The sequence below is a fragment of the Arthrobacter sp. MAHUQ-56 genome (assembly GCF_019710585.1).
In the GTDB taxonomy this organism is placed as follows: Bacteria; Actinomycetota; Actinomycetes; order Actinomycetales; family Micrococcaceae; genus Arthrobacter.
Genome location: NZ_JAIFZQ010000020.1, coordinates 60,258 through 85,529 on the forward strand (window position 1 = coordinate 60,258; position 25,272 = coordinate 85,529).

Sequence of the window (25,272 nt, forward strand, 5' to 3'; positions counted from 1 at the left end):
TCCGATCAAGCAACGAAAGAGCAGTTTCATGAAACAGAAAGAGCGGTGAACCGTGGCAGATAGAAGTATCTCAATCGCCCTTGAGGCGAAGGTGACGAATTTCGTCTCCAACATGAAGACGGCGCAGAAGTCCGCTGAGGACTTTGCCAGCCGCACGGCATCCTTTGCGAAGGAGAACGAGCAGCACCTGGACCGGGTTGGTAAGGCGTCCATGGTTATGGGCGGTGCCCTGCTGGCGGGCGTAGGACTCGCGGTGCAGGCTTATTCCGAGTTCGACTCGGCCATGAGCGCCGTCCGGGCATCAACTCACGAGTCCGCCGCCAACATGGACTTACTGAGAGAGGCGGCAGTGAACGCGGGCGCTGATACAGCGTTCTCCGCGAAGGAAGCAGCGCAAGGCATCGATGAACTAGCCAAAGCGGGCGTATCAACTAAAGACATTCTGGGCGGCGGGTTAACCGGCGCCCTTTCTCTTGCCGCCGCAGGTTCCCTGGACGTGGGCGAGGCCGCCGAAATCGCAAGCTCGGCCCTTACTCAGTTCAAACTGTCTGGCGATAAGGTCCCGCACCTCGCGGACCTCTTGGCGGCTGGCGCTGGCAAGGCACAAGGCTCCGTGCACGACCTCGGCGCCGCACTGAATCAAACAGGGCTTGTGGCAGCCTCTACAGGGCTCAGCATCGAGGAAACCACGGGCGGCCTCGCTGCGTTCGCTTCCGCTGGCCTTATCGGTTCGGACGCGGGTACTTCCATGAAGACCATGCTCCAGAGGCTCACCCCGCAGTCGAAAGAGGCAGCAGAGAAGATGGCCGAGCTTGGCATTTCGGCTTATGACTCCCAGGGCAATTTCAAGGGCCTTGCATCGTTCGCTGACAACCTCAAGACGTCCATGAAGGATCTGACGCCGGAGGCGCGTAACGCTGCCATGGGTATCATCTTCGGCTCCGATGCTGTGCGTGCGGCCAACGTGCTGTACGAACAGGGCGCAACTGGCATCAAGGACTGGACTGACAAGGTCAACGATCAGGGCTACGCGGCGGTTACGGCGTCCATCAAGACCGATAACCTGGCAGGCGATATCGAGCGTCTCGGTGGCTCTTTTGACTCTGTCCTCATCAAGAGCGGTTCCGGCGCTGCGGAGGCTCTACGGGGCCTTGTACAGGGCGCAGAGGACATGGTGGACGCCATCGGGAAGATCCCTACCCCAATACTGAATGCGGGCGTTGGTATCGCAGGCATTGTCGGAGGCGTGGGCCTGCTTGGTGGCGGGCTCCTGACTGTCCTTCCCAAGATTGCTGACTTCAAGGATTCCATGGACCAGTTGGCGCCCAAGGGCTCGAAGGCGGCTGACGGCATTGGAAAGGTGGCCAAGGCCGCCGGGCTTGCTGCCGCCGCCATGGTTGCTATGCAGGCCGCTGGAGCTCTCTTCACCAAGAATGAAATCACCTCAGCAGAGGACTACGGGCAGGCAATCCTGAAGGTAGCCAAGGCATCCGACGCTGCCAGCGCAAACACCGGCCTTGACTCCCTGTTTTCGAAGTGGAGCACGTTCGCAGACGAGGGCCCGGACATCCGCGACCTTGCCGGCGCTGTGAAGGAAGTAGTCAACCCTCACATACCAGCCGGGCTCCAGGACACGCTCGACGGGCTGTTCTCGTGGATCCCCGGGTCTGCGAAGAACGACCTCGGGCAGGTCCGCGACAAGCTCAAGGGCCTTGGCGACGAGATGGGGAACCTGACGAAGAACGGCGCCGCCGAGACTGCGGCTAAGTCGTTCCAGGCACTGACTAGGGAGTTTGAGAAGAACGGCAAGGGCGCGAAGGAAGCCCTGGACATGCTGCCTGGCTACAAGGACGCCCTGCAGGGGCTCGCCAACCAGGCAGGGGTAACGCTTGAAGGCCAGGACCTGCTGGACTACGCCATGGGCAAGGTTCCCGCGTCAATGGAGCTTGCAGCCGGTTCGGTAGGCACGTACACGAGCAAAGCCGGTGAGGCAAAGCCCGTCACGGAAGCGATGGCCAAGGAACTGGAAAACGTTGGCCTGTCAGCGTCCGGCGCCGTGGTGGACATTGACGCCTTCGGGAAGTCGCTGTTCAACGCCGGGCTGTTGTCCTTGTCAGCGTCGGATGCATCTATCGCGTACCAGGCGGCAATCGACAAGATCACCGAGTCGATCAACGCTAACGGCAAGTCATTGGACATCAACACCCCAAAGGGCCGCGCTAACCAGTCCGCGTTCAACGACCTGGCTAACGCCGCCATCACATCCGCTGAGGCCACGGCTAAGCAGACTCTCGCGACGGACGGTTCCAAGGCCGCACAGGACCAGCTACAGGGTTCGCTGAGCCAGTCTTATAAGGATCTGATCGCCGCTGCTGGGCAGTTCGACATCACTGGTGACGCGGCCGATACGATGGCGCGGAAGGCGCTTGGTATTCCGAAGAACGTCAACATTGATGCGTGGATCGCTGACCACGCCTCAACCACTCTTGACGGCATCAAGGGTAAGGCTGACCAGTTGGACGGCAAGCGGGTGACTATCGGCATCTACACGACCGAGTATTTCGACAGTGTAGACCGGCGCTCTAGGGCATCGGATCTGAACGGTGACGCTTCCGGTACTGGCCGGCCCGGCCTTGCGACCGGTGGCCGCGTCTACGGCATCGGCACAACCACATCGGACTCTAACCCTTACATGCTGTCCAAGGATGAGTACGTATTGAAGGCGTCGGCAGCCAAGGCTATCGGCTACGAGAACCTGGACCGGTTGAACGGCGGAGACACGCAGCCGCTAAAGGCCGGGTTCCAGTACGCGCCGGCCGCTCCACCAGCCCGACAGGTTGCCTCTATGAACCCTGCAGGCACCGCGCCACGCGAAGTCAACTACAACACCACGATCAACCAGGTTGACGACCCCACAGGCACCGCGCACGCTGTAGCCCGAAAGCTTGGCTCACTCCTGCCGTAGCAACTGACGACAGAGCCCCCGCAGGTACATTCCGGCGGGGGCTCTGTTTTTAGTACAACTGTGCGAAATTAAGTCATTCCGTTTTCTCAAATATCAATGTCTTCGATGACCCACTGGATGAAGTCTGAGTCTCGTTCATAAGACGGTAGCCCCTTGCCTTGGCCCCCAGTACGACCGTCTCATACTTGGGTGACCGCGGGTGGATCTTGAACACCACATTGTCACCAACGAACGCCTCATCGAGTATCGCCGGCGCGTTCTCTTCGGCTTTCTTGTGCCCCTTGCTGTCCCCAGCAACGGTGGCGATGGCGATCCAGCCGCCTACGCCATACATCGCAATGAAAAACACAATGACCAGGACGATGAGTCCGATAAGTATCCCCATGGCCGGATTCTATGAGTTCTATCTGTGCCGACGCTAGAGGCTATTTACTCCGAGCCTCGACCACTTCCCCCATATCTTTCAGGGCCCCGGTCAGTGTGGCGATCAAGTCACGAATTTCGGGCACGCTGAACGCCTCATCTTGGTTGTGATCGATCCACAGGCGAAGTCCTCCCTCGACTGTCCAGCTAGTGAGGATCTTGTATCCCGGCCGCTCGATGGCCGGCGCCGAGTAGTCAACCAGTTCAGGCTCTGGAGCCTTGCTGAACTCATTGACGAAGTAGTTGGGCGTGAATCCGGCAGGCATTTCGACAGTTGTGTTCATGATGAGACCTTCCCCCTATTTGTGTTTTCCGCATCCCCAGCGGATGCAGTGGAGCCTACTCTCAAGAGCAAGTAACTTCAAATAGTTTCTGTCTACGCCATCGCCACCCTGGCTGCCGTGGGCTTCGCCGGACTGCTCGTGTTCATCCTCCGCAGTGACGAGGTGCGCGGATTCCTGCTGAACCTGATCCGTACCGCCCTGGCGTTGCCGTGATCCGCGTGCCGGCAGGGCTGCGGTGGCCAGGTTCCCGCCCGGCCGGCTGCGGCGTGAACGCGAGTGCTGCAGGTGCAAGCGGGCCAACGGCTGGAGGGCCGGACTGCCGCGGGACGGTAACGGCCGAGTTTGCCGTGGCCCTGCCTGCGGTCGTGGCCCTGCTGGCCATGCTGCTCGCGGCAGCCGCCGCAGGCATGACGCAACTGCGGATCGAAGAGGGCGCCCGGGCCGGGGCAAGGGCGTTGGCCCGGGGTGACAGTCCGGCAGCCGTGGAAGGAACAGTCAGGACACTTGCCGGCGGGTCCGCCTCCGCCTCGGTGGCCGCCGACGGCGAGTGGCTGAGTATCACTGTCTCGGACCGTGTTCCCGGTCCCCTCGGCTCCGCCATCCCCTGGACCCTGACAGCCCGGGCATCGGCACGCAGCGAAACGGCAGGGAGCGAAACGGCAGGGAGCGGTACCGCCGGCGGGTCAGCGGCCGGAGGCGGCTCTTGACGGGGGTCCGGCGGAACCCGGGGCCCCGGAAGGCCAAGGACTGTGGGGGCAGCGGTGGGACCGGGAATCCGCAGGAGCAGAACGTTCGGGAGCGGGGCTCCGGGACCATCCTGGCCGCCGGTCTTGCACTCGTGGTCATGGCGGCCATGGCCGTCGTTCTGCTGCTGGCCCAGTCGGCCGTGCTGGCAAGCCGTGCCGCTGCGGCAGCAGACCTCGCCGCGCTGGCGGGAGCGGATGCGCTGAGGGGTGTTACCCAGGGGAAGCCGTGCGCCGTCGCCGCCGAGGTGGCAGCCCGGCACGCGGCGGCATTGCTCAGCTGCGCCGAGGGCAGCGGCCAAACCCTTGAAGTCCGGACGGAGCTGGAGGAAAGGTCAGTGCTGGGGCCGGCAACCGGGCAGGCGCGCGCCGGGCCGCCGACCTAGGCGCATCAGACCTGGGGTGGAAAGAGATCCCTTCACCTCTGGGCCCCCACCGGCAGGCCGGGAGCTTCGGCGGCGTCCTTGAGCAGGACGTCCAGCAGGGTCACAGCCGCGGCCTTGTCCAACGGGTTGTTCTTGTTGCCGCACTTGGGTGACTGGACACAGGACGGGCAGCCGGAATCGCATTCGCAGGCCTTGATTGCATCCCGGGTGGCCGTCAGCCAGACCTTGGCCTTGTCGAAGCCCCGCTCGGCGAACCCCGCGCCGCCGGGGTGCCCGTCATACACGAAAATGGTGGGCACCCCGGTGTCGGCGTGCAGTGCCGTGGACACTCCGCCGATGTCCCACCGGTCACTGGAAGCCACCAGCGGCAGGAGCCCGATCGCGGCATGTTCGGCCGCGTGCAGTGCGCCCGGGAACTGGGCCTCGATGAGTCCCGCCGCTGTCAGCGGCCTGTTGTCCACGACGAACCACACGGCTTTGGTGAACAGGTCGCGTGCTCCCAGCTCCAGCGGTTCCTCGCCGAGCACCTCGTTGGAAATCAGGGCCTTGCGCTGGAAGGAGACAACCTGGGTGGTCACCTTCACGTCACCGAAGTGGACTGTCACGTCCCCCCACTGCATGCTCCGCTGCGTATCCAGCACCTCGATCTGGGTCACGTCCCGTGCTGTGGTGTAGTAGTCGGGATTCGCCCGGCGCACCATGACGCAGTGGTCGTCTTCGTTCAGGTCCTCCACCACGTAGGTGTCGCCCTGGTGGACATAGACGGCCCCGGTGTGGGCCTGGTAGTGCGTCTGCGGCGAGTCCATGGTTCCCAGGAGGGAACCGGTCTCGGCATCGACGATGCTCACCGGGCCCCCGCCGTCGCCCCGCAGGCTGACCATGCCCGCGGCGCTCTGGGAATGGGTCCAGAACCAGCCCGCGGGCCGCCGCCGGAGATAGCCCTGCGCCACCAGCCGGTCCAGGAGCATTTCCGCGGTGCTGCCGAAGAGGTCGAGCTCAGCCGGACCCAGCGGCAGTTCTGCTGCCGCCGCGCACAAGTGGGGACCCAGCACGTAGGGATTGGAGGGATCGAAGACCGTCGCCTCAACCGACACGTCGAAAATGGCCTCGGGGTGGTTCACGAGAAATGTGTCCAGCGGGTCGTCGCTGGCCACGAACGCGGCGATCGCGTCCTGCCCGGCCCGCCCTGCCCTGCCGATCTGCTGGAACAGGGATGCCCGGGTTCCCGGCCACCCGGCCACCAGGACTGCGTCGAGGCCGGAGATGTCGATTCCCAGTTCCAGTGCTGAGGTACTGGAAACCCCCAGGAGCCGGCCTGAACGCAGGGACTTCTCAACCTCGCGCCGTTCCTCCGGCAGGTACCCGGAGCGGTAGGCCGCCACCCGCTGCGGCAGGCTGGGATCCACTTCATCGAGCAGCCGCTTGGTGATGGCGGAGATGGTTTCGGCGCCGCGCCGGGACTTGATGAAGGCGATGGTGCGGACCTGCGCGGAGACCAGGCTGGCCAGCAGGTCTGAGGTTTCCGCTACCGCCGTCCGCCGTTCCCTGGCGCCGTTCTCGCCCTTGATGTCAGTCAGTGCCGGCTCCCAGAAGGCCACGGTGGTGGCTCCGTGCGGGGAACAGTCGCCGGACACGGCCTGGACCGGGGCGCCGATGAGGCGGGAGAACGAGGCATCAGGCTCTGAGGCTGTTGCCGACGCTGCGATGAACACCGGCTCGGGAAATGAGGTTCCCGCGCCGTAATAGGCACAGATGCGGCGCAGCCGCCGCAGAAGGTTCGCAACGTGCGACCCGAACACGCCGCGGTAGCTATGGGCCTCGTCCACGATGACGTAACGCAGCCGGCGGAAAAACCCGGCCCACCAGGCGTGGTTGGGGAGGATGCCAAAATGCAGCATGTCGGGGTTGGCCAGGATGAAGTTGGCGTGGTCCCGGATCCACCGGCGCGAGGCGGGATCGGTGTCGCCGTCGTACGTTTCCGCCCGGACCGTGGGCAGCTTCAGGGCGCGGATGGCGTTCAACTGGTCGGCGGCCAGCGCCTTGGTGGGGGAGAGGTAGAGCGTCACCGCGCCGTCGCCGTGGATCTTTCCCGGATCTGCAAGGACCCGCAGCTCGGAGCGGTGGATGGCGTCCAGCGCGGGCAATTGGTAGGCCAGTGATTTGCCGGAAGCGGTACCCGTTGAGATCACCACGTGCTCCCCGGAGTGGGCGATATCGGCAGCTTCCACCTGGTGCCTGAAAGGCTCCCGGATGCCGAGCGACCCGTAGGCCTTCACCAGGTCCGGGTGCACCCACTTCGGCCAGGGTTCGTGGATGGCGGCACGGGCGGGAATGGTCCGGACATGACGCAGCTGTTCCGGGTCCGGGCCACGGCCCAGCAGGGGAAGCAGGGAGTCATGGGGATTCACCCCACCATTGTTTCATCCGGCACCAGCCGCGCAGGCACGGTTCGCCGGGAAAGGCAGCGCATCCGGCGGAATTCAGCTCAGCGAGAGGTCCGCTCCCTCATGCGATGCCGAGAGCATCAGGACCCGGGCGATGGTGCTCCACCCAAGATGCGAGTACAGCTTCTGGCCGTCGGCGGACGCCAACAGCAGCCCGGTCTGCACGTCGTGCCCGAAGGCCTGGGCGGCCAGCGCCCGCATGATGAAACTGCCCAGGCCCCTGCGCTGGAAGGCAGGCTGCGTGATGATCTTGTCGAACACCGCGGTGTCGCCAACCACGAACACCCGGCCGCTGGCGGCGATGGTGTCCCCGGAGCGGACCTCGGCGTAGTGGACGCCGTCCTCCTCGTACGTGTGCAGGCGGAGGTCGTCGTCGGAAAGCCACGGATCCTCGGCGTCCTGGGTCTCCATGTCGACGATCATCATCGTCTGCGTATCGGAGGTCACGTTAAGCCCGTGCTGGGCCGCCAGCGCCGTGTACCGGGCGGGATTGTTGGTCAGGATTGTCAGCACCCGCGCGGGGGACTGGGCCGTTCTGGCAGCCAGGAATGCGAACTCGGCATCCGTGGGTTCGGACGCGAAAACTTCCCACTCACCGCTCGTATCCGCCCGGAACGCAGTGGGAAAGCGGCCCTCGGTGGAGGTCCGGTATCCTCGGCAGCCCGCCCAGCCGGCAACCCAGACTTCAAGCAGGCCAGTGATGTCTTCAACAATGGTTTCCGGGCTCATGGCTTGAGACTATGCCAGCGCGATCGCCAGCAACAGGGGGCAGGAAAGAGCTTATGCAATCGTGATACGCACCGGGTGTGGGCTGCCCTGCGGGCATGATCCGCGTTCCCGCCGCCAGCCACTTTTGTACCAGCCGGTACCCTTAAATACGTGGCTTTGAACCGGATTGTGCTCTTTTACGGCTTTACCCCCATCGCAGACCCTGACGCGGTGCGGCTCTGGCAGCGTGCCCTCTGCGAGAAACTGGGCCTGACGGGCCGCATCCTCATTTCCAAGGACGGCATCAACGCCACGGTCGGCGGCGAAATCGGGGCAGTTAAGCAGTATGTCAAGACCACTCGCGAGTACCCCGGCTTCCGGGGCATCGACGTGAAATGGTCCGACGGCGGCGCGGAAGACTTCCCGAGGCTCAGCGTCAAGGTACGGGACGAGATCGTCTCCTTCGGTGCCCCCGGAGAGCTCAAAGTGGACGGGAACGGCGTGGTTGGCGGCGGCAAGCACCTCAAGCCGGAGGAACTGCACGAGCTGGTGGAGGCCAAGAAGCAGGAGGGCGGGGACGTTGTCTTCTTCGACGGCCGGAACGCCTTCGAAGCGCAGATCGGGCGTTTCAAGGACGCAGTGGTCCCCGACGTCGCCACGACCCACGACTTCATCAAGGAGCTTGAATCCGGCAAATACGACGACCTCAAGGACAAGCCGGTGGTGACCTATTGCACGGGCGGCATCAGGTGCGAGGTCCTCTCCAGCCTGATGGTGAACCGCGGCTTCAAGGAGGTCTACCAGCTGGACGGCGGCATCGTCCGCTACGGCGAGGCCTTCAAGGACCAGGGGCTCTGGGAGGGCTCGCTCTACGTCTTCGACAAGCGCATGCACCTCGAGTTCAGCGACCAGGCCAAGACCATCGGCCAGTGCGCCCGCTGCTCAGCGCCGACCAGTAAGTTCGAGAACTGCTCCAATCCCAGCTGCCGGACCCTGACACTGTACTGCGCCGGATGCGCCTCCAGCCCCGAGACGCTCCGCTGTCCCGGGGGCTGCGCAGCGGCCTGAGGCAGCAGGAGGCTCAAAGCCGGCGCAGGCGGAAAGCGAAATTGGCCGCGCTGTGTGCCTCCAGCCTCACAGACAGGGCGCTGTCCGTGGAGAGATAGATGACGTTCTCACGGTTGACGCCACACCGCAGCCCCAGGTCCACCAGGGTGAGCGTCTCGGTACGGACGGTGAAGGTGACCCGCCGCTGGCTGCGGCACGCGAGGGCAAGCATGTAGGTTCCGGTGTGCAGGACCGGTGAGGACAGGGTCCTGACTTCGCCGGAGGCCAGCAGCCCGGCGTCGGCATGGACCACTTCCTGGGGGACGTCCGGGAATGTCCGGGACACCCACTCACCCAGCCCGGCTTCGCTGACCGGATCCTGCTGCAGCGGGTCCCGGGTGAAGGGTGCCTCGGGGGCCGCGGTGGCGGTGCCCCGCACGTTGCCGGCCCGTCCGTCGTCGTACGTGTATTCGCAGCCAGCCAGCGCTCCCGCCCCCAGCACCATCCCAAGCGCAAGCGCGACGGCGGGCGCCGGCCTCACTGCCGGGGGCGCCCCCGGCGTCCTGGCAGGACGGGGCGCGGAGAACCTCCGCACACTGGGCATAGTCCGACTTTAGGCCCCTGGGAGGCGGCGGGCCAGAGCCGGCCGGGCGGTTATTGCGCCGGTGCCAGTTGGTACGCGTAGACCAGCGGGGCATCGACGCTGGCGCCGCTGATTTCCACCCGCCCGGCCGTAGGCAGGGAAATCCTGGTGGTTTCCCGGCTGCCGTTGCAGGCCGCCCCGGCTTCCGCCACCGCCTTGCCGTCCAGCGTCACATCAAAGAAGGCCTTGCCGCTGCCGTCGCACACCAGCGTGAGCGTATACCTGCCCGCAGGAACCGTGGCCGCCTGCTGCACGGTGCGGTCCCGGTTGAGGATCTTTCCCGAATCCTGGAGCACAACGCCCGGCGCCTCGGGCAGCGCCGTGGCCCGCCACTTCGGAACGTCCGCGTTCTCCACCGAAGACGTGGACGAGCACCCAGCCAGCCCGAAGACGGCCGCAAGGCCCAGTACCCCGGCGGACACGGCTGCCGGCAGCGTCGACCGCCGCACCGTTCCGGAGGCCCGGCGGGCGCGCGAAAAGAGGGAAAGGCGGGAAGGCATGGCTCCACCGTACCCCCGCACACCGGCCGGACTAAACTTGAGCGGTGCCTAGATCCCCTTACGAGTTCACCGCCGGCAACATCCCCGACGCCCCCCGCAGCGATGCACCCGGACTGCTCGCCGCCCTGGCCGCGGACCTGCGCCGGCTGGACTACACGCTCGACGGCGTCGCCCGGCTCCTGGGCCCCACGGCCTCCGCGGCACTGAACCGGGACCAGGTCATCCCCGCGATGCTCGCTGCCGAGCGGGCTGTCCTGGCGGACAGGGGCGCAGCGGCGCTCGCCGCCGTCGTCCGCCTCTGGCTCCTCGCCGAGCCCCAGGAACGTGAAACGCTCGACGACGCCCTGCCGGGGCTCCGCGCGGACGGACTCCTGGCGCTGGGGCTGGTGCAGCCCGTACCCGGCACATCCCTGCTCACAGCCAAGGCGGACCTGCGGCCCTACGGCTGGGACAAGAACGAGGACGGCAGCGGCGGTGCCGAACTCTGGGTGGCCAGCGACCTCGCGGCCCACCAGCAGGCAGGCGTCCTGCGGCACGACCACGTGCTGGGCATCGGACAGGCCTCCACCACCCTGGTGCAGACCACCGTCCGCCGCCACACCGTCCGCGCGCTGGACCTCGGCACCGGCTGCGGCATCCAGGCGTTCCACCTCCTGCACCACTGCGAGCATGTGACCGCCACTGACATCTCCGAACGCGCCCTCGCCTACGCCCGCTTCAACATCCTGCTCAACGCCGACGCCCTCTCCGTGGACCCGGAGCGGCTCGAAGAGCGGGTGAGCCTGCGCCTGGGCTCGCTGCTGGAGCCGGTAGCCGGGGAGGAATTCGGGCTGGTGGTCTCCAACCCGCCGTTCGTCATCACCCCGCGCAGCGCCGGCGAGGACGCCGCGGACCTGTTCATCTACCGCGACGGCGGCCTGCCGGGCGACGGGATTGTCTCCGCCCTGGTGGCCGACCTGCCCGGTATCCTGGCCCCGGGCGGCACCGCACAGATGCTCGGCAACTGGGAGGTTCCCACCGGCGCTGAATGGCAGGACCGGCCGAGGTCATGGGTGCGGCCGGGCGTGGACGCCTGGTTCATCCAACGCGAACAGGTCAGTCCCGAACAATATGCCGAAACATGGCTGCAGGACGCCTCCGAGTCCCGGGACCGGCAGCATTACCGGGATGCCTACGCCGCCTACCTCGCCGATTTCGAGTCGCGGAACGTGGAAGGGATCGGCTTCGGCATGGTCTGGCTGCGCCGGCCCGTGCCCGGGGGACAGGCGTCCGTGCAGTCGGCGCTGAGCCGGTTCGAGGAAATCACGTACCCCATTGAGCAGCCCATTGGCCCCCACCTGGGCGCCGCCGTCGAACGCCATGACTGGCTGGCAGCGCACAGCCTTGAGGATGCGCACCTGCTCGTGGCGGACGACGTCACCGAGGAACGCCACCAGCGGCCGGGCGCCGAGCACCCGGGCGTGATCCTGCTCCGGCAGGGCGCCGGGCTGCGCCGCACCAACCTGCTGAGCACCGAACTTGCCGGGTTCGTTTCGGCGTGCGACGGCGATCTTTCGGCCGGGCAGATCGCCGGCGCGCTGGAAGCGCTGCTGGGCGGTGCAGCCGGCGGCGGGGACGGGTTCGACGACGGTTCCTTCCGGCGTGCCCTCCTCACCGATGTGGCTAATCTGGTGCGCGACGGCTTCCTGGTTCCGGCCGTGGAATGAGGCCGGGGAAGCCTCCCCGGCAACCCCCCTCTTTTCCACATGGATGCGCAGAATTCTGCAAAATATGGTGAACTAGGCGAACATGGGCGCATCTGCCCGAGCAATCTTTTTCTGTAGGAGCACCGTGCCAAGCAAGGCCAAAACCGGCAAGAAACTCGTGATTGTGGAGTCTCCGGCCAAGAGCAAGACCATCGCCAAGTACCTGGGCGAGGGCTTCATCGTAGAGGCCTCCATCGGTCACATCCGCGACCTGCCGCAGCCGTCCGAGCTCCCCGCCGAGCTGAAGAAGACCTCGATCGGCAAGTTCGCCGTCGACGTTGACCACGACTTCAAGCCGTACTACGTGGTGTCCCCGGACAAGAAGAAGAAGGTGACCGAGCTCAAAGCTGCGCTCAAGGACGCCGACGAACTCTACCTCGCAACAGATGGGGACCGCGAGGGCGAAGCCATCGCGTGGCACCTGCTGGAAGTGCTCAAGCCCAAGGTCCCGGTGTACCGGATGACGTTCGGCGAAATCACCAAGGAAGCCATCCAGCGCGCCATGGGCAACCTGCGCGACGTCGACTCCGCCCTGGTGGATGCCCAGGAAACCCGGCGCATCCTGGACCGCCTCTACGGCTACGAGATTTCGCCGGTGCTGTGGCGCAAGGTGGCACGCGGCCTGTCCGCCGGCCGCGTGCAGTCCGTGGTCACCCGCATGGTGGTGGACCGCGAACGCGAAAGGATGGCCTTCAAGGCCGCCTCCTACTGGGACCTTACCGGCCAGTTCGGCGCGGACTCGGGCTCCTTCAAGGCGAAGCTCGCCGCCGTCGACGGGGCCAAGGTGGCCACCGGCCGTGACTTCAACGACGACGGTGTCCTCACCTCGAAGAACGTAGCCCACCTCAACGAGGAGCTGGCCACATCCCTGGCAGCCGGGCTGCAGGACGCCGAGTTCCGTGTCCGTTCCGTTGACACCAAGCCCTACACCCGCCGGCCGGCCGCCCCGTTCACCACCTCCACGCTGCAGCAGGAGGCCGGACGGAAACTCCGTTTCTCGTCCAAGAGCACCATGCAGATCGCCCAGCGCCTGTATGAAAACGGCTACATCACCTATATGCGTACCGACTCCTCGGCGCTGAGCGACGAAGCCATCACGGCCGCGCGGCGGCAGGCCTCGGAGCTGTACGGCCCCGAATACGTCCCGCAGTCACCGCGGGTCTACTCCAACAAGGCAGCCAACGCCCAGGAAGCGCACGAGGCCATCCGGCCCGCCGGTGACTCCTTCCGCACTCCTGCCCAGGTGGCCTCCCAGCTCTCCGGCGACGAGTTCAGGCTCTACGAACTCATCTGGAAGCGCACCGTCGCCTCCCAGATGGGCGATGCCAAGGGTTCGACGGCGACCATCCGCCTGGGTGCCGTGTCCACCGACGGGCGTGACGCCGAGTTCTCCGCCTCCGGCACCGTGATCACGTTCCCCGGCTTCCTCGCCGCCTACGAGGAAGGCAAGGACGAAACCCGGGGCGACGACGACTCGGACGAAGCACGCCGGCTGCCGAACGTGGCCAAGGACGACTCCCTGACCGCCGCCGACATCGTGGCAGTGGGACATGAGACCTCGCCGCCGCCGCGGTACACGGAAGCGTCCCTGACCGCGGAGCTGGAGAAGCGCGGCATCGGCCGCCCGTCCACGTACGCCTCCACCATTTCCACCATCCAGGACCGCGGCTATGTGCGGAAACAGGGGTCGGCGCTGGTGCCCAGCTGGATTGCCTTCTCCGTGATCCGGCTGCTGGAGCAGCACTTCAGCGACTACGTCGACTACGAGTTCACCGCCGACATGGAAGGCGACCTGGACAAGATCGCCAACGGCCAGGAAGCCGGCGCGTCCTGGCTGCGGCACTTCTACTTCGGCGAGGATTCCGATCCCGGCCTGCTGAGCATCGTGAACAACCTGGGCGAGATCGATGCCCGGGAAATCAACTCCATTCCGATCACCGACGAGATCACCCTGCGGGTGGGCAAGTTCGGCCCGTACCTGGAGAGCTCCGCCGCCGTGGTGGACCCGAAGACGGGCGAGATCGTCGAATCGGCGCGCGCCAACGTGCCCGAGGACCTGGCGCCGGACGAGCTGACCGCGGCCAAGGCCATCGAACTGATGGAGACGGCGGCCCCGGAGGAACGCGTCCTCGGTACCGACCCGCACACCGGGCACACGGTGGTGGCAAAGAACGGCCGCTACGGCGCCTATGTCACCGAGGTCATCCCCGAGATGACCGAGGAACAGATCGCCGCCCAGCCGGTGGAGTACTACAAGAACGGCAAGCCCAAGCCGCCGAAGAAGCCGGTCAAGGCCAAGCCGCGCACCGGGTCGCTCTTCAAGTCCATGACCGTGGAGTCGGTGACCCTGGACGAGGCGCTGCAGCTGATGAGCCTGCCGCGCGCCCTGGGGGAGGACGCCGAAGGCAACCTCATCACGGTGCAGAACGGCAGGTTCGGCCCGTACCTGAAGAAGGGGACCGACTCCCGGTCCATCGGCTCCGAGGAAGAGATCTTCACCATCACCCTGGACCAGGCCCTGGAGATCTACTCCCAGCCCAAGCAGCGCGGAGCCCGGGCTGCAGTGCCGCCGCTGGCGGAGTTCGGCCCGGATCCCGTCTCCGAAAAGAACATCGTGGTGAAGGAAGGCCGGTTCGGGCCCTACATCACCGACGGCATCACCAACATCACCGTTCCCCGGGCCACCTCCCTCGAGGAACTGACGCGCGAACAGGCGGTGGAACTGCTGGCCGAGAAGCGCGCAAAGGGCCCGGTCAAGCGCACGGCCGCACGCAAGGCGCCGGCCAAGAAGAAGGCAACGGCCAAGAAGTAGCCCTGCGTCCCAGCATTTGGCCGGATTGCGGTGGAGAGCCCAACGTGATCGAGTAGGTGTATGACTGAACAGCAGGGAATCGACGACACCAATCCGCTCAACGACCTTGAGGAGAAGCTCGCCACCGGCGGGCAGCCCGACGCGAACCCGGTGGACGTCATCCTGTCCTTCCTGAACAGCGAGGTCTACATCATCAGCCCGGACACGGTGGAGACCGAGGATTCCCAGGTGGAGCCCCTGGTTCTGGCCAACGCCGACGGCGACCCCGTCCTGGCGGTCTTCTCACACCCCAGCCGGGTGGACCAGCCGTACCTGGAGGCTGCCCCGAATGTGCTGGGCACCCAGGGCGCGGCCATCATCGCCAACATCGGCGATGAACTGGGCCTGGTGATCAATCCAGGAGCCGCGTACGGTTTCGAAATCAATCCGGAGGGCGTGGCCAACATCAGGCGCGACTTCAAGCGCGCCGACGAGGAATAATGGCTCCATGCGGCTAGGCGTCCTCGACATAGGGTCCAACACTGTCCACCTGCTCCTGGTGGATGCGCACCCCGGTGCCCAACCGGTTCCGTTCGCGTCACACAAGCGGCCCCTGTCCCTGGTGCAGTACCTCGAACCCGACGGGAGCATCAGCGATCAAGGCCAGCATGAACTGGCCGAGTTCGTCCTGGAAGCCTGGGAGTTTGCCGCCCGGCACAAGGCAGAGGACCTGCTGGCCTTCTGTACCTCGGCCATCCGCGAGGCCACCAACGGACCGGCCGTCCTGGCCCGCGTGAAGCACGAAACCACCGTGACCCTCCAGGAACTGACCGGCAGCGAGGAGGCGTCGATGACTTTCTTCGCGGTCCGGCGCTGGCACGGCTGGGGCGCCGGCCCCATCCTCAACCTGGACATCGGCGGCGGCTCCTTCGAAATGGCTTTCGGCCAGGACGAGCTTCCCGAAGTGGCCACCTCTGTACCGTTGGGCGCCAGCCGCCTCACCCGCGACTGGCTGGCGGAGGATCCGCCGTCGGCCAAGAGCGTCAAGGAACTCCGGCGCTACATCCGGGCCACGCTCAAGCCCGCGGTCCGGGAATTCGACGGCCTTGGCCGGGCCAACGTGGTGGCGGGGACGTCCAAGACGTTCCGTTCCCTGGCCAGGATCGCAGGTGCCGCTCCCAGCGCCGAAGGTCCCTACGTGAAACGCGAACTGCACGCTTCGGACCTGGGCATCTGGACCCAGCGGATCTCCGCCATGAGTTCCGAGGACCGCCTGCACCTGCCTGGCGTGTCGGAAGCGCGGGCCCACCAGCTGCTCGCCGGCGCTATGGTTGCCGAGGCTGCCTTGGAAATGTTCAAGTTCAAGAAGCTGCGCATCTGCCCGTGGGCGCTGCGCGAAGGCCTGATCCTGCGACGCCTGGACCAGCTGGTGTTTGACGGCCCGCTCGAACCGGCGCCGCACGTGGCGCCATCCAAGACGGTGGAAGCCGCCGTCTAGAGCGGCTGCGTTCACCATCCAGACCCGTTAAACGCGGAAGCACCGGGGCCGGTAACAGGAAAATGGGGGAAAACCTGTTGCCGTGCCACCGGTGCCCTGGCAGGCATCCCCATGCCTGCCGCATCACTCGCACCCTCAATGAGGTAATACCTACAGTAAGAAGCCAACTTGTGCGCTTCCTGCAGTGAACATGGGAGTTGCCTGTGAATGGTTGCGAACTGCAATGATGGAGGCATGAGCAACCGAATCGCATTCCTTGGCTGTGGGTCCATGAACGAAGCCATCCTTGGCGGCCTGCTGGAGGCGGGTACCGACCCCGGTGACGTCGTGGCCACTGTCCGCCGTGCTGAGAGGGCCGCCGAACTGGCCGAGCGCTACCACGGCATCACCGCGATCGCCGGCGAGGAAGAGCCGGACAACAACAGGCAGGCCACCAAGGGGGCCGCCGTCGTCATTCTTGGCGTCAAGCCCGTTGGCATTGCCGACCTGGCACGCGAAATCAGCCCCGTACTCGCACCCGGGACTGTGGTGGTCAGCGTGGCTGCCGCCGTGTCCATCGCCCAGCTCGAAGCCGCGCTCCCGGCCGGGCAGCCCGTCATCCGCACCATGCCGAACACCCCCGCAAAGCTGGGCCGCGGCGTCGTGTCGGTGTCTCCCGGGACCCACTGCTCCGCGGACCAGCTCCGGAAGGTCAAGGACATCCTGCAGGGCGCCGGAACAGTCGTTGAGGTCCCGGAGGAACAGGTGGACGCCCTGTCCGCCATCAGCGGGTCGGGCCCCGCCTACGCCTTCTACCTGGCCGAGGCGATGGCCGCTGCGGGGGAGGAACTGGGACTGGACCGCGAACTGTCCCTGCTGCTGGCCCGCGAAACCGTGGCCGGGGCAGGCCTGATGCTTGCCGAGCCGGGCGCGGATCCCTCAGCGCTGCGCAAGGCGGTCACCAGCCCCAACGGCACCACCGAACGGGCCATCGCCACGTTCGACGAGCAGGGCATCCCCGCGATCATCGCCGCCGGCGCCCGCGCAGCGGCCGACCGGGCGGCGGAGATCACCAAGCAGCTGGGCTAAGCGTCAGGGCCGGGCTGCGAACCGCTCCAGCAGGTCCACGTGGCCGGAGACGATCAGCATGTCCCGCGAGGACACCTTGGTCTCCGGCCGGGCGTAGGTGAAGTCCTCACCCGGGGACTTCACGCCCACGATGGTCACACCGTATTTGGACCGGACCTTTGACTCGTCCAGCGTGAACCCCACCGTTTCGCGCGGCGGGTACATCTTCACGATGGCGAAGTCGTCGTCGAACTCGATGAAGTCCAGCATGCGCCCGGACACCAGGTGCGCGGCCCGGACGCCGGCGTCGGCCTCCGGGTAGATGACGTGGTTGGCGCCGATGCGCGTGAGGATCTTGCCGTGGGACGGGGTGATGGCCTTGACCCAGAGGTGTTCGATGCCCAGGTCCACCAGGTTGACCGTGATCAGCACCGAGGACTCGATGGAGGTGCCCACACCCACGACGGCGGAACTGAACTCCTGTGCCCCCAGCTGGCGCAGTGCGTCGATGTTGGTGGCGTCCGCCTCCACGACGTGGGTCAGGAGGGGCGCCCACTTCTGGACCAGGCTCCGGTCGCGCTCGATGGCGAGCACTTCCCGGCCCTGCTTGACCAGTTGTTCGGCGGTGGATGACCCAAAGCGGCCCAGGCCGATCACCAGCACCGGGGCGTTGTGGGCGGGGCGCCGGGGGGCGTCGGTGGAACTAGCCAATGATCGGCCTTTCTTCGGGGTAGTGGTACAACTGGCTGCGCTGGCGCAGGGCGAGGGCTGCGGCGAGGGTTACGGTACCCACGCGGCCCGCGAACATCAATGCCGTGAGCACATAGACCCCTTCGGGCGCTATTTCCGCGCTGAGGTTGGTGCTGAGGCCCACGGTGGCAAACGCGGAGATGGTTTCGAACAGCACCCGGTCCAGGGGCTGGCCGCTGATGTGGAGCAGCAGGAACGCGCACACCGACACCAGGGTGGCACCGGCGACGATCACGGAAATGGCCACCCGCATGCTGCCCTGCGGGATGGTCCTGCCGTAGACCTTGACGTCGGCATCGCCGCGGGCCTCGGCAATGATGGCCAGGAACATGACGGCGATGGTGGTCACCTTGATGCCGCCGGCTGTCGAGGCGGATCCGCCGCCGGCAAACATCAGGGCGTCGGTCAGCAGCATGGTGGTGGACTCCATCTGGTTCTGGTCCACCAGGTTGAAGCCGCCCGACCGCATCATGACGGAGGCGAAGAACGCGTGCGTGACCTTGTCACCGAGGCTCATGGAGCCGATGGTCCGGGTGTTCTCCCATTCCGTCAGCGCCCACAGGACCGCCCCGGACACCAGGAGGATGAGGGAAACCTGGATGGTGAGCTTGGTGTGCAGGTTCCACTTCTTCCAGTTCAGGCCGTTCTGCTGCAGCACCATCACCACCGGGAACCCCAGGCTGCCCATGAACACGCCCACCATCAGTGGGAGAAGGATCCAAAGGTCCGTCTCGTAGGGGACGATGCCGTCCGAATGCGGGGTGAAGCCGGCGTTGTTGAACGAGGAGATGGCGTAGAAGATGCCGTGCCACACGGACTGCCAGAACGGCTCGCCCAGGGTGAGGAACCGCGGCACCAGCACCAGCGCCAGGATGCCTTCGATGGCCACCGACGTGGTGATGACGATCCGCAGCAGGGTGCCCACCTCGCCGAGGCGGCCGGCGGTGTTCATGGACTCCGCGGCAATGATCTTGCCCCGCACGCCGAGCCGCTTGCTCACCATCAGCGCAAGCAGCGAGGCGAGGGTCAGCGTGCCGAGGCCGCCGATGAAGATGCCCACGAGGATCACCAGCTGGCCGAAGAAGGACCAGTGCACCGCGGTCGAGACCACCGTAAGCCCGGTGACACAGACGGCCGAGACGGCGGTGAACAAGGCCTGGTGGATGGGGGTGGCCGTTCCGTTGGCGGACGAAACCGGCAGGGACAGCAGGAAGGTGAACACTACGCACACGGCGGCGAACGCCGTCAGGGCAAGCCTGGCAGGGGTTGCGTTGGCGATGTCGTCGATGAAGTCGCGCAACCGGGTGAAGATCCGGAGGCCGCCCTCCCGCTCCTGCCCCGGGGGGTGCCAGCTGGCCGGGGTACGGGGCCTCGACTGGCTCTGCGTCATGTGTGGCTTTTCCTCGGTCGAAACTTCTTCCCCCAGTAGTAAACCACTAATGCCGGCGTAATGGCCGGGCGGGCAGCGGCTCACGCTCGGGTAGCCTGTGATTGATGACATACCTGCCCGGTCTCAGCAAGCCCGCGCCGCCAACGATGGTGGCGTGGAGCCCCGCCATGACCGCGTACAACTTCGGCCCGGGCCACCCCATGGCACCGGAACGGATGGACCTGACTGCGCGGCTGGCGCGCAGCCTGGGGATCCTCGACCTTGACCACGTCAACGTGGCGGCGCCGGATGTGGCATCCGACGCCGAGCTGCAGTCCGTCCACGCACCTGACTATGTGGCGGCGGTCCGCAAGGTCAGCGCGGACCCCTCCCAACCGGACGAATCCCGCGGGCTGGGAACCGAGGACGATCCCGCATTTGCCGGGATGCACGAGGCCGCGGCACGACTGGCCGGAGGCTCCCTGCTGGCAGCCGAGCACGTGCTGCAGGGTACTGCCGTGCATGCTGTGAACTTCGGCGGCGGCATGCACCACGCCTCCCGCGACCGGGCCAGCGGGTTCTGCATCTACAACGACGCCGCCCTCGCCGTGCAGGCACTGCTCGACGGCGGAGTGGACAAAGTGGCGTATATCGATGTTGACGCCCACCACGGGGACGGAACGCAAAACATCTTCTGGGACGATCCGCGCGTCCTCACCGTGTCACTCCACGAAACCGGGCTGACCCTGTTTCCCGGAACCGGGTTCGCCAATGAGCTCGGCGGCACCGGAGCGGAGGGCACCGCCGTGAACGTGGCCCTGCCGGCGGGAACGGCCGATGCCGGCTGGCTGCGGGCCTTTTACGCCGTGGTGCCGCAGCTGGTGGGGGCCTTCCACCCCGGGGTGATCGTCAGCCAGCACGGCTGCGATTCGCACCGCACCGACCCCCTCACGCACCTCAACCTGAGCGTGGACGGCCAGCGCGAGGCCGCCACCGCCGTCGGAAATTTGGCGGAACGGTACTGCGGCGGGCGCTGGATCGCCACCGGCGGGGGCGGGTACAACGTCCTGGACGTGGTGCCCCGGGCCTGGAGCCACCTGGTGGCCATCGCCGCCGGACGGCCCGTTCCGCTGCGGACCCCTGTGCCGCAGGACTGGCGCGACTATGTCGAGGAGAAATTCGGCACCGCTGCGCCAGTGCTGATGGGGGACGACGTGGAACTGTGGTGGCGGTCCTGGGAAGTCGGCTTCGACCCCAACGACGCCGTGGACCGCTCTGTGATGGCCACCCGCAAGGCAGTTTTCCCGCTGCACGGCCTCGACCCCTGGTTCGACTAAAGGCGCGGACTCCTGGGCCCTGCCGGTCAGCCTGACGGCTTCTCCGTCTGGAACACCACGCCTGCCGCGCCAATAAGCCAGCCCAACAGTGACAGGGCGAACGCACCGATCAGGTCGGTGGAGGCAGTCCCCTTGACGAGCCACAGAAGCAGGACCAGCAGGCCCACCGCGAGGTACACCACGATGGCTGCAACGATCCGCCCCGACAGGCTGGCCACGACGTCTGAAGGACTGACCATGGCGGCGCTGCCGGGCCCACGTTCGCCTGCGGGGGCAGTATCCCCACGGCCCTGGGTTTCACCACCGCCGCGGCGCACCTCGGCAATGGTGAAACCCAAGGCCGAGGCCGTCAGTGAACTCAATGATGTGGCCAGCACGCCGGCAGCCGTAACCAGGGCTCCGTTAAGGGGCGGGGCAGCGGTCCGGCCGTCAGGCACCCAGAACCCAACGCGCAGCAGAACGGTCCCCCACACCGCCACAAAAAGGCCGAGAAACACAAACGCGATGATGTTGAACAGCTGCTGCCGGAGGAAATCCATCATCACCCACCCTTCACCTCACAGGGGCCAATGTCCGCTCAGTCCGCGGCAACGGTCACACTGTTGTAGCACCGCGGGAGAATCCCGGCAACGCTTCCGGTCCGGGCGAAATAGTTGATGCCTTTCGGCGTATATGTCGCTAGGGTGGGAGGCATGGTGACAGACGACGTATTTGCCGTCATTGCGGAATCGACCCGGCGTGACATCCTGGTGTCCCTCCGTTCCGGAGACAAGGCCGTGGGCGAACTGGTGGAGGAACTGGCGGCGAGCCAGCCCACCATTTCCAAGCACCTGAAGGTCCTGCGGGAAGCGCAGCTGGTGAGCATGCGCGCCCAGGGGCAGAAACGGTACTACGCCCTCAACCGAGGGCCCCTTGAGGGCATCGCGAGCTGGCTGGAAACGTTCGACGTCGGCACTGGTGCCAAAGCCGCCGCCGCGCAGGCCGCCACGGACCAGGCAGTGTCGGCCCACCTGAAGGAAGGCGTCGCCGCTGCCGCCGCTTCACTGCCGCCTGCAGGCCGGGCCGTGCAAGCGGCACCGGCGGAACCGGCGCCGGCACAGGCGAGCAAAGAGGAAGTCCCCACGCCCGTCCTGGTGCGCGAAGGGGCTGAGCTGAGTCCCGCCGTCGTCATCCCGGGCGGAACCGGCACCCCGCTCAGCGACGACAGCGTTCCCCAGCAGATCGGCCGCACCGTGGGCCGGGCGGCCACCAAGGCAGCCGACCTGCTGGCCAACCTTCCCACCCTGCCCAAATTCGGGCGCAAGAAGTAGGTCCCGGCCGCGGGCAGCAGCGGCCTACTTACCCAGCAGCCGCACGTGGTCCGGGGTCAGTTCGGAAACCTTGCTGACGCCCAGCAGGGCCATGGTGCGGGCCATGTCCTTTTCGAGGATCTGGAGCGTGCGGTCCACCCCGGCGCGGCCGCCGGCCATGAGGCCGTACAGGTAGGCGCGGCCGATCAGGGTGAAGTCGGCGCCCAGTGCCAGGGCGGCGATCATGTCCGCGCCGCTCATGATGCCGGTGTCCAGCATGATCGCGGCATCGGTGTTGTCCGCTTCGAAGGCCTGCCTGACCTCGGGGAGCAGGTGGAACGGAATCGGGGCACGGTCCAGCTGGCGCCCGCCGTGGTTGGACAGGACAACGCCGTCCGCGCCGTGGTCCACCACCCGGCGGGCGTCCTCCACGGTCTGGATGCCCTTGACCACCAGCTTCCCCTTCCAGGTTTCGCGCAGCCAGTCCAGGTCCTCGAACGTCAGGGTGGGGTCGAACATCGAGTTGATCAGGTCGGCCACCGTGCCGGTGTAGCGGGACAGCGAGGCGAAGGTCAGCGGTTCGTGGGTAAGGAAGTTGAACCACCAGGCGGGCCGGTAGGAGGCGTCCAGGACGGTCTTCAGGGTCAGCGCGGGCGGGATGGTCATGCCGTTGCGCACGTCGCGGAGCCGGGCCCCTGCCACGGCCGTGTCCACGGTGACCATGAGGGTGTCGTTGCCGGCCTTGGCGGCGCGCTCGATCAACTCCAGCGACCGGTCGCGGTCCGTCCACAGGTACAGCTGGAACCAGTTGCGGCCGTTCGGGGCGGCTGCTGCCACGTCCTCGATGGAGGCCGTACCCATGGTGGAGAGGGTGTAGGGGATGCCTGCCGCTTCGGCTGCCTGCGAACCGGCGTACTCGCCTTCGGACTGCATCATCCGGGTGAAGCCGGTGGGGGCGATGCCCACCGGAAGCCGGGACGGCTTGCCCAGGATTTCGGTGCTGAGGTCTATCGAGGAGACGTTGCGCAGAATGCCGGGGCGGAACTCGATGTCCAGGAAGGCCTGGCGGGCGCGGCGGAGGGTGATTTCCCCTTCCGCAGCGCCGTCGGTGTAGTCGAACGGTGCCTGCGGCGTGCGGCGCTTGGCGATGTCCCGCAGTTCCCACACCGTGCTGGCACGCTTGAGCCGGGCTTCCTTGCTGAACTCCGGCTTCTTGAACTGCATCAGCGGGGCGAGGTCCGAGTACTTGGGGATGCGGCGCTTCAGTGCTGCCGGCACAACGGCGGACGACGCCGGAGCCGCGGCGGGTGCGGCGGCCGCGGGAACGTCGGTGGTGTCCGGGGCCGGGGTCGTCTCGGGATTGCTGGGCTGGATGGTGTGGGTCACGTGTCCTCCTATGGTCTAACCACACTCTAGGTCATGTGGTCCAACCACATCAACTACTATTTATCCATGCGTACGCACCAGCTTGTCCTGTCCTGGATCGAGAATGAGCTCTCCGCCGGCCGGCTGGCCCTGGGGGGCCGGCTGCCGGCCGAACGCAGCCTGGCTGAGCACCTCAAGGTGTCACGGACTTCCGTGCGGGAGGCCATCCGGATCCTGGAGGCGATGGGTGTGGTGCGCGCGGGCGTGGGGTCCGGTCCGGAGGCGGGGACCGTGGTCATATCGGATCCGACGGCGGCGCTCGGCTCGGCCCTGCGCCTGCACGTTGCCACGCAGCACCTGCCGGTGGCGGACATCGTGGAGACGCGGGTCCTGTTGGAGTCGTGGGCCGCAGCCAAGGCGCGGCCTGACGCGCCCGAGCTCGACGAGGCGGCCGACCTGCTGCATGCCATGGACGCCTCCGAGGGCCTGGATATCAGCGGCTTCCTGGCGCTCGACGTCCGTTTCCACCTGGCCCTCGCGAATGCGGCGGGCAACGCCGTGGTCAGTGCCATGATGGGCTCACTCCGTGAATCCATCCAGGGCTATGCGGCCGAGCTGACCTCGGGGCTGCCGGACTGGGATGCTACGGCCTCCCGGTTGCGGACGGAGCACCGGGAGATCCTGGCGGCAATCAGGGAGGGCGACGGCGGCCGGGCGGCCACGCTGGTGGCCGCCCATATTGAGGGGTACTACAAAGAGGCCGGGCTGGCCGCGGGCCTCTAGCCGTGGACCGTGCTCCGCGGGGCCTTGGCGGGGCCGGTGCTGGCGCGCACTTCCAGCCGCGGCTGGTAGCTGCTGCCCGGGGCCTCGTTCCCTTCCTTGCGGATCAGCGCCCGGAGCTGGTGCCACGCCTGCTCGCCCAGTTCGGTGATGGGGACGGCAGCAGTGGTGAGCGCCGGCGTCGTGTATTTGGCAAACGGGATGTCATCGAAGCCTGTCACCGAGATATCGCCCGGCACGTCCAGGCCGCGCTCGTGCAGGCCGCTCATCAGCCCCATGGCCACGAGGTCGTTGAAGGCCAGGATGCCGGTGGCGCCGCTCGCCAGCACGGCGTCCACCGCTTCGTGCCCGGTGTCGAAATCGGAGCCGCCCTCAAGCATGGTGACTTCCACCTCCAGGTGCGCGGCCTTGAAGGTCTCCAGGCCCTTGAGCCGCATTCCGTTGGAGGCGCTGCGCGGCGGGCCGGCCAGGAAGGCCAGGCGGGTGTGGCCCAGTTCCACCAGGTGCCCGGCGATGTCCTGCACGCCCTGCCCGTAGTCCACCACCAGGCTGGGAACACCGGGGGCGGAGGTGGTGCGGTTGATCAGCACCAGCGGATGCAGTGACGGCGCGATCTCTTCCAGCTCCGCATCGCTCATGCGGGGGGCGCACAGCACCAGCCCGTCGCAGCGGCGCCGCGCCTCGCCTGCCAGGATGGTCTCCTCGCTGGAAACCTCGAAAGAGTCGGCGATGAGGACGCGGTAACCGTCCTGGGCTGCCGCGCGGCTCAGGCCGCGGAGGATGGCCTGGAATGTGGGGTTGGCGAGGTCCGGCACCACGATGCCGATGGTGTCCGTCTTGCCCAGGGCCAGGCTGCGTCCCACCGGGTTGGGCTGGTACTTCAGCTCCGCGGCTGCTGCGCGGACGCGGGCGGCGATCTCGGGGTCCACCGTGAAGTTGCCGTTCATGACCCGGGAGACCGTGGCATGCGAGACCCCGGCCTTAATTGCGACATCAGCGATGCCGATCCGGCCGCTTGCCGACTTCCTGACCATGGGGAACCCTTCGTTGAGCGCTTTGGAACACAGCATATACCGGGATGGGAAAGCGATTTCTACGCTTTTCCCCGGTTTTCCGCCCCCGTTCCCGGGCATCACCCAGGCCGGAGGCCGTCCCGCG

General features: G+C 66.5%; 23 protein-coding genes and 1 pseudogene. 13 read left to right on the forward strand and 11 right to left on the reverse strand.

Translation table 11 applies throughout. From position 1 onward, the window contains the following. Positions 1-217: 217 nt before the first annotated feature. Positions 218-2,965 carry a phage tail tape measure protein gene (locus K4G53_RS12650; protein WP_221386059.1) on the forward strand — a complete coding sequence of 916 codons (2,748 nt, stop codon included), beginning with the start codon at positions 218-220 and terminating at the stop codon, positions 2,963-2,965. 73 nt (positions 2,966-3,038) lie between these two features. On the opposite strand, the gene K4G53_RS12655 is transcribed toward K4G53_RS12650, so the two are convergent. Together K4G53_RS12655 and K4G53_RS12660 are read right to left on the reverse strand one after the other, a co-directional pair. After that, entirely contained in the window at positions 3,039-3,350 is a 312-nt protein-coding gene (locus K4G53_RS12655) for a hypothetical protein (protein WP_221386060.1), read from the reverse strand. 40 nt (positions 3,351-3,390) lie between these two features. Beyond that, entirely contained in the window at positions 3,391-3,672 is a 282-nt protein-coding gene (locus K4G53_RS12660; protein ID WP_221386061.1) for a hypothetical protein, read from the reverse strand. 93 nt (positions 3,673-3,765) lie between these two features. On the opposite strand from K4G53_RS12660, the pseudogene K4G53_RS12665 reads away from it, so the two are divergent. From K4G53_RS12665 to K4G53_RS12675, 3 genes and pseudogenes are all read left to right on the forward strand, one after another. Beyond that, positions 3,766-3,885 (forward strand): annotated as a pseudogene (locus K4G53_RS12665) (DUF4244 domain-containing protein); the annotation flags it as partial. Between the two features lie 134 nt (positions 3,886-4,019). Then, the gene (locus K4G53_RS12670) at positions 4,020-4,379 is read left to right on the forward strand and encodes a TadE family type IV pilus minor pilin (protein WP_308287876.1); all 360 of its coding nucleotides are present in this window, start codon (positions 4,020-4,022) and stop codon (positions 4,377-4,379) included. Next, a complete protein-coding gene (locus tag K4G53_RS12675) occupies positions 4,376-4,801 on the forward strand; it encodes an Rv3654c family TadE-like protein (RefSeq protein ID WP_221386063.1) in 426 nt (141 codons plus the stop codon). Before K4G53_RS12670 ends, K4G53_RS12675 begins: the two co-directional genes overlap by 4 nt. Positions 4,802-4,833: 32 nt before the next feature. Here the strand turns inward: K4G53_RS12675 and K4G53_RS12680 are convergent, their stop codons facing one another. Both K4G53_RS12680 and K4G53_RS12685 read right to left on the reverse strand, forming a co-directional pair. Next, positions 4,834-7,209, reverse strand: coding sequence for a DEAD/DEAH box helicase (locus tag K4G53_RS12680; protein WP_221386064.1), 2,376 nt, complete (start codon positions 7,207-7,209; stop codon positions 4,834-4,836). A 72-nt stretch (positions 7,210-7,281) separates the two neighbouring features. Then, the gene (locus tag K4G53_RS12685; protein ID WP_221386065.1) at positions 7,282-7,974 is read right to left on the reverse strand and encodes a GNAT family N-acetyltransferase; all 693 of its coding nucleotides are present in this window, start codon (positions 7,972-7,974) and stop codon (positions 7,282-7,284) included. Between the two features lie 150 nt (positions 7,975-8,124). Here K4G53_RS12685 and K4G53_RS12690 point away from each other — a divergent pair, with 150 nt between their 5' ends. Next, entirely contained in the window at positions 8,125-9,021 is an 897-nt protein-coding gene (locus K4G53_RS12690; RefSeq protein WP_221386066.1) for a rhodanese-related sulfurtransferase, read from the forward strand. 13 nt (positions 9,022-9,034) lie between these two features. Here the strand turns inward: K4G53_RS12690 and K4G53_RS12695 are convergent, their stop codons facing one another. Continuing rightward, a complete protein-coding gene (locus tag K4G53_RS12695) occupies positions 9,035-9,604 on the reverse strand; it encodes a hypothetical protein (RefSeq protein ID WP_260323586.1) in 570 nt (189 codons plus the stop codon). A gap of 50 nt (positions 9,605-9,654) precedes the next feature. Continuing rightward, on the reverse strand, positions 9,655-10,143 hold the full coding sequence (locus K4G53_RS12700; RefSeq protein WP_221386067.1) for a hypothetical protein: 489 nt from the start codon (positions 10,141-10,143) through the stop codon (positions 9,655-9,657). A 44-nt stretch (positions 10,144-10,187) separates the two neighbouring features. Here K4G53_RS12700 and K4G53_RS12705 point away from each other — a divergent pair, with 44 nt between their 5' ends. The 5 genes from K4G53_RS12705 to proC all read left to right on the forward strand — a co-directional run bounded on the left by K4G53_RS12705 (position 10,188) and on the right by proC (position 17,245). Beyond that, on the forward strand, positions 10,188-11,849 hold the full coding sequence (locus tag K4G53_RS12705; protein WP_221386068.1) for a methyltransferase: 1,662 nt from the start codon (positions 10,188-10,190) through the stop codon (positions 11,847-11,849). Positions 11,850-11,973: 124 nt separating this feature from the next. Next, the gene (gene topA / locus K4G53_RS12710) at positions 11,974-14,700 is read left to right on the forward strand and encodes a type I DNA topoisomerase (protein ID WP_221386069.1); all 2,727 of its coding nucleotides are present in this window, start codon (positions 11,974-11,976) and stop codon (positions 14,698-14,700) included. A 60-nt stretch (positions 14,701-14,760) separates the two neighbouring features. After that, the gene (locus K4G53_RS12715; protein WP_221386070.1) at positions 14,761-15,180 is read left to right on the forward strand and encodes an SseB family protein; all 420 of its coding nucleotides are present in this window, start codon (positions 14,761-14,763) and stop codon (positions 15,178-15,180) included. A gap of 7 nt (positions 15,181-15,187) precedes the next feature. Further along, positions 15,188-16,177: a Ppx/GppA phosphatase family protein gene (locus tag K4G53_RS12720; protein WP_221386071.1), complete on the forward strand. Its 990-nt coding sequence runs from the start codon at positions 15,188-15,190 to the stop codon at positions 16,175-16,177. Between the two features lie 234 nt (positions 16,178-16,411). Further along, on the forward strand, positions 16,412-17,245 hold the full coding sequence (gene proC / locus K4G53_RS12725; RefSeq protein ID WP_221386072.1) for a pyrroline-5-carboxylate reductase: 834 nt from the start codon (positions 16,412-16,414) through the stop codon (positions 17,243-17,245). 3 nt (positions 17,246-17,248) lie between these two features. On the opposite strand, the gene K4G53_RS12730 is transcribed toward proC, so the two are convergent. Both K4G53_RS12730 and K4G53_RS12735 read right to left on the reverse strand, forming a co-directional pair. Then, complete coding sequence (locus tag K4G53_RS12730) at positions 17,249-17,887, reverse strand: TrkA family potassium uptake protein (RefSeq protein ID WP_171059109.1); 639 nt, start codon at positions 17,885-17,887, stop codon at positions 17,249-17,251. Between the two features lie 40 nt (positions 17,888-17,927). Further along, the gene (locus tag K4G53_RS12735; RefSeq protein ID WP_221386073.1) at positions 17,928-19,364 is read right to left on the reverse strand and encodes a TrkH family potassium uptake protein; all 1,437 of its coding nucleotides are present in this window, start codon (positions 19,362-19,364) and stop codon (positions 17,928-17,930) included. 104 nt (positions 19,365-19,468) lie between these two features. Between K4G53_RS12735 and K4G53_RS12740 the strand changes: the two genes are divergently transcribed. Then, entirely contained in the window at positions 19,469-20,680 is a 1,212-nt protein-coding gene (locus K4G53_RS12740; protein WP_221386074.1) for an acetoin utilization protein AcuC, read from the forward strand. A gap of 26 nt (positions 20,681-20,706) precedes the next feature. Here the strand turns inward: K4G53_RS12740 and K4G53_RS12745 are convergent, their stop codons facing one another. Then, positions 20,707-21,222, reverse strand: a complete 516-nt coding sequence (locus K4G53_RS12745; RefSeq protein ID WP_260323588.1) for a hypothetical protein — start codon at positions 21,220-21,222, stop codon at positions 20,707-20,709. Between the two features lie 150 nt (positions 21,223-21,372). Between K4G53_RS12745 and K4G53_RS12750 the strand changes: the two genes are divergently transcribed. Next, positions 21,373-21,990, forward strand: coding sequence for a helix-turn-helix transcriptional regulator (locus tag K4G53_RS12750; RefSeq protein ID WP_221386075.1), 618 nt, complete (start codon positions 21,373-21,375; stop codon positions 21,988-21,990). Positions 21,991-22,014: 24 nt separating this feature from the next. Here the strand turns inward: K4G53_RS12750 and K4G53_RS12755 are convergent, their stop codons facing one another. After that, positions 22,015-23,355: an alpha-hydroxy acid oxidase gene (locus K4G53_RS12755; protein WP_308287877.1), complete on the reverse strand. Its 1,341-nt coding sequence runs from the start codon at positions 23,353-23,355 to the stop codon at positions 22,015-22,017. Between the two features lie 66 nt (positions 23,356-23,421). On the opposite strand from K4G53_RS12755, the gene K4G53_RS12760 reads away from it, so the two are divergent. After that, positions 23,422-24,117: a FadR/GntR family transcriptional regulator gene (locus K4G53_RS12760; protein ID WP_221386076.1), complete on the forward strand. Its 696-nt coding sequence runs from the start codon at positions 23,422-23,424 to the stop codon at positions 24,115-24,117. On the opposite strand, the gene K4G53_RS12765 is transcribed toward K4G53_RS12760, so the two are convergent. Continuing rightward, the gene (locus K4G53_RS12765; RefSeq protein ID WP_221386077.1) at positions 24,114-25,148 is read right to left on the reverse strand and encodes a LacI family DNA-binding transcriptional regulator; all 1,035 of its coding nucleotides are present in this window, start codon (positions 25,146-25,148) and stop codon (positions 24,114-24,116) included. The two genes, K4G53_RS12760 and K4G53_RS12765, sit on opposite strands and share 4 nt — an antisense overlap. Between the last annotated feature and the right edge of the window lie 124 nt (positions 25,149-25,272).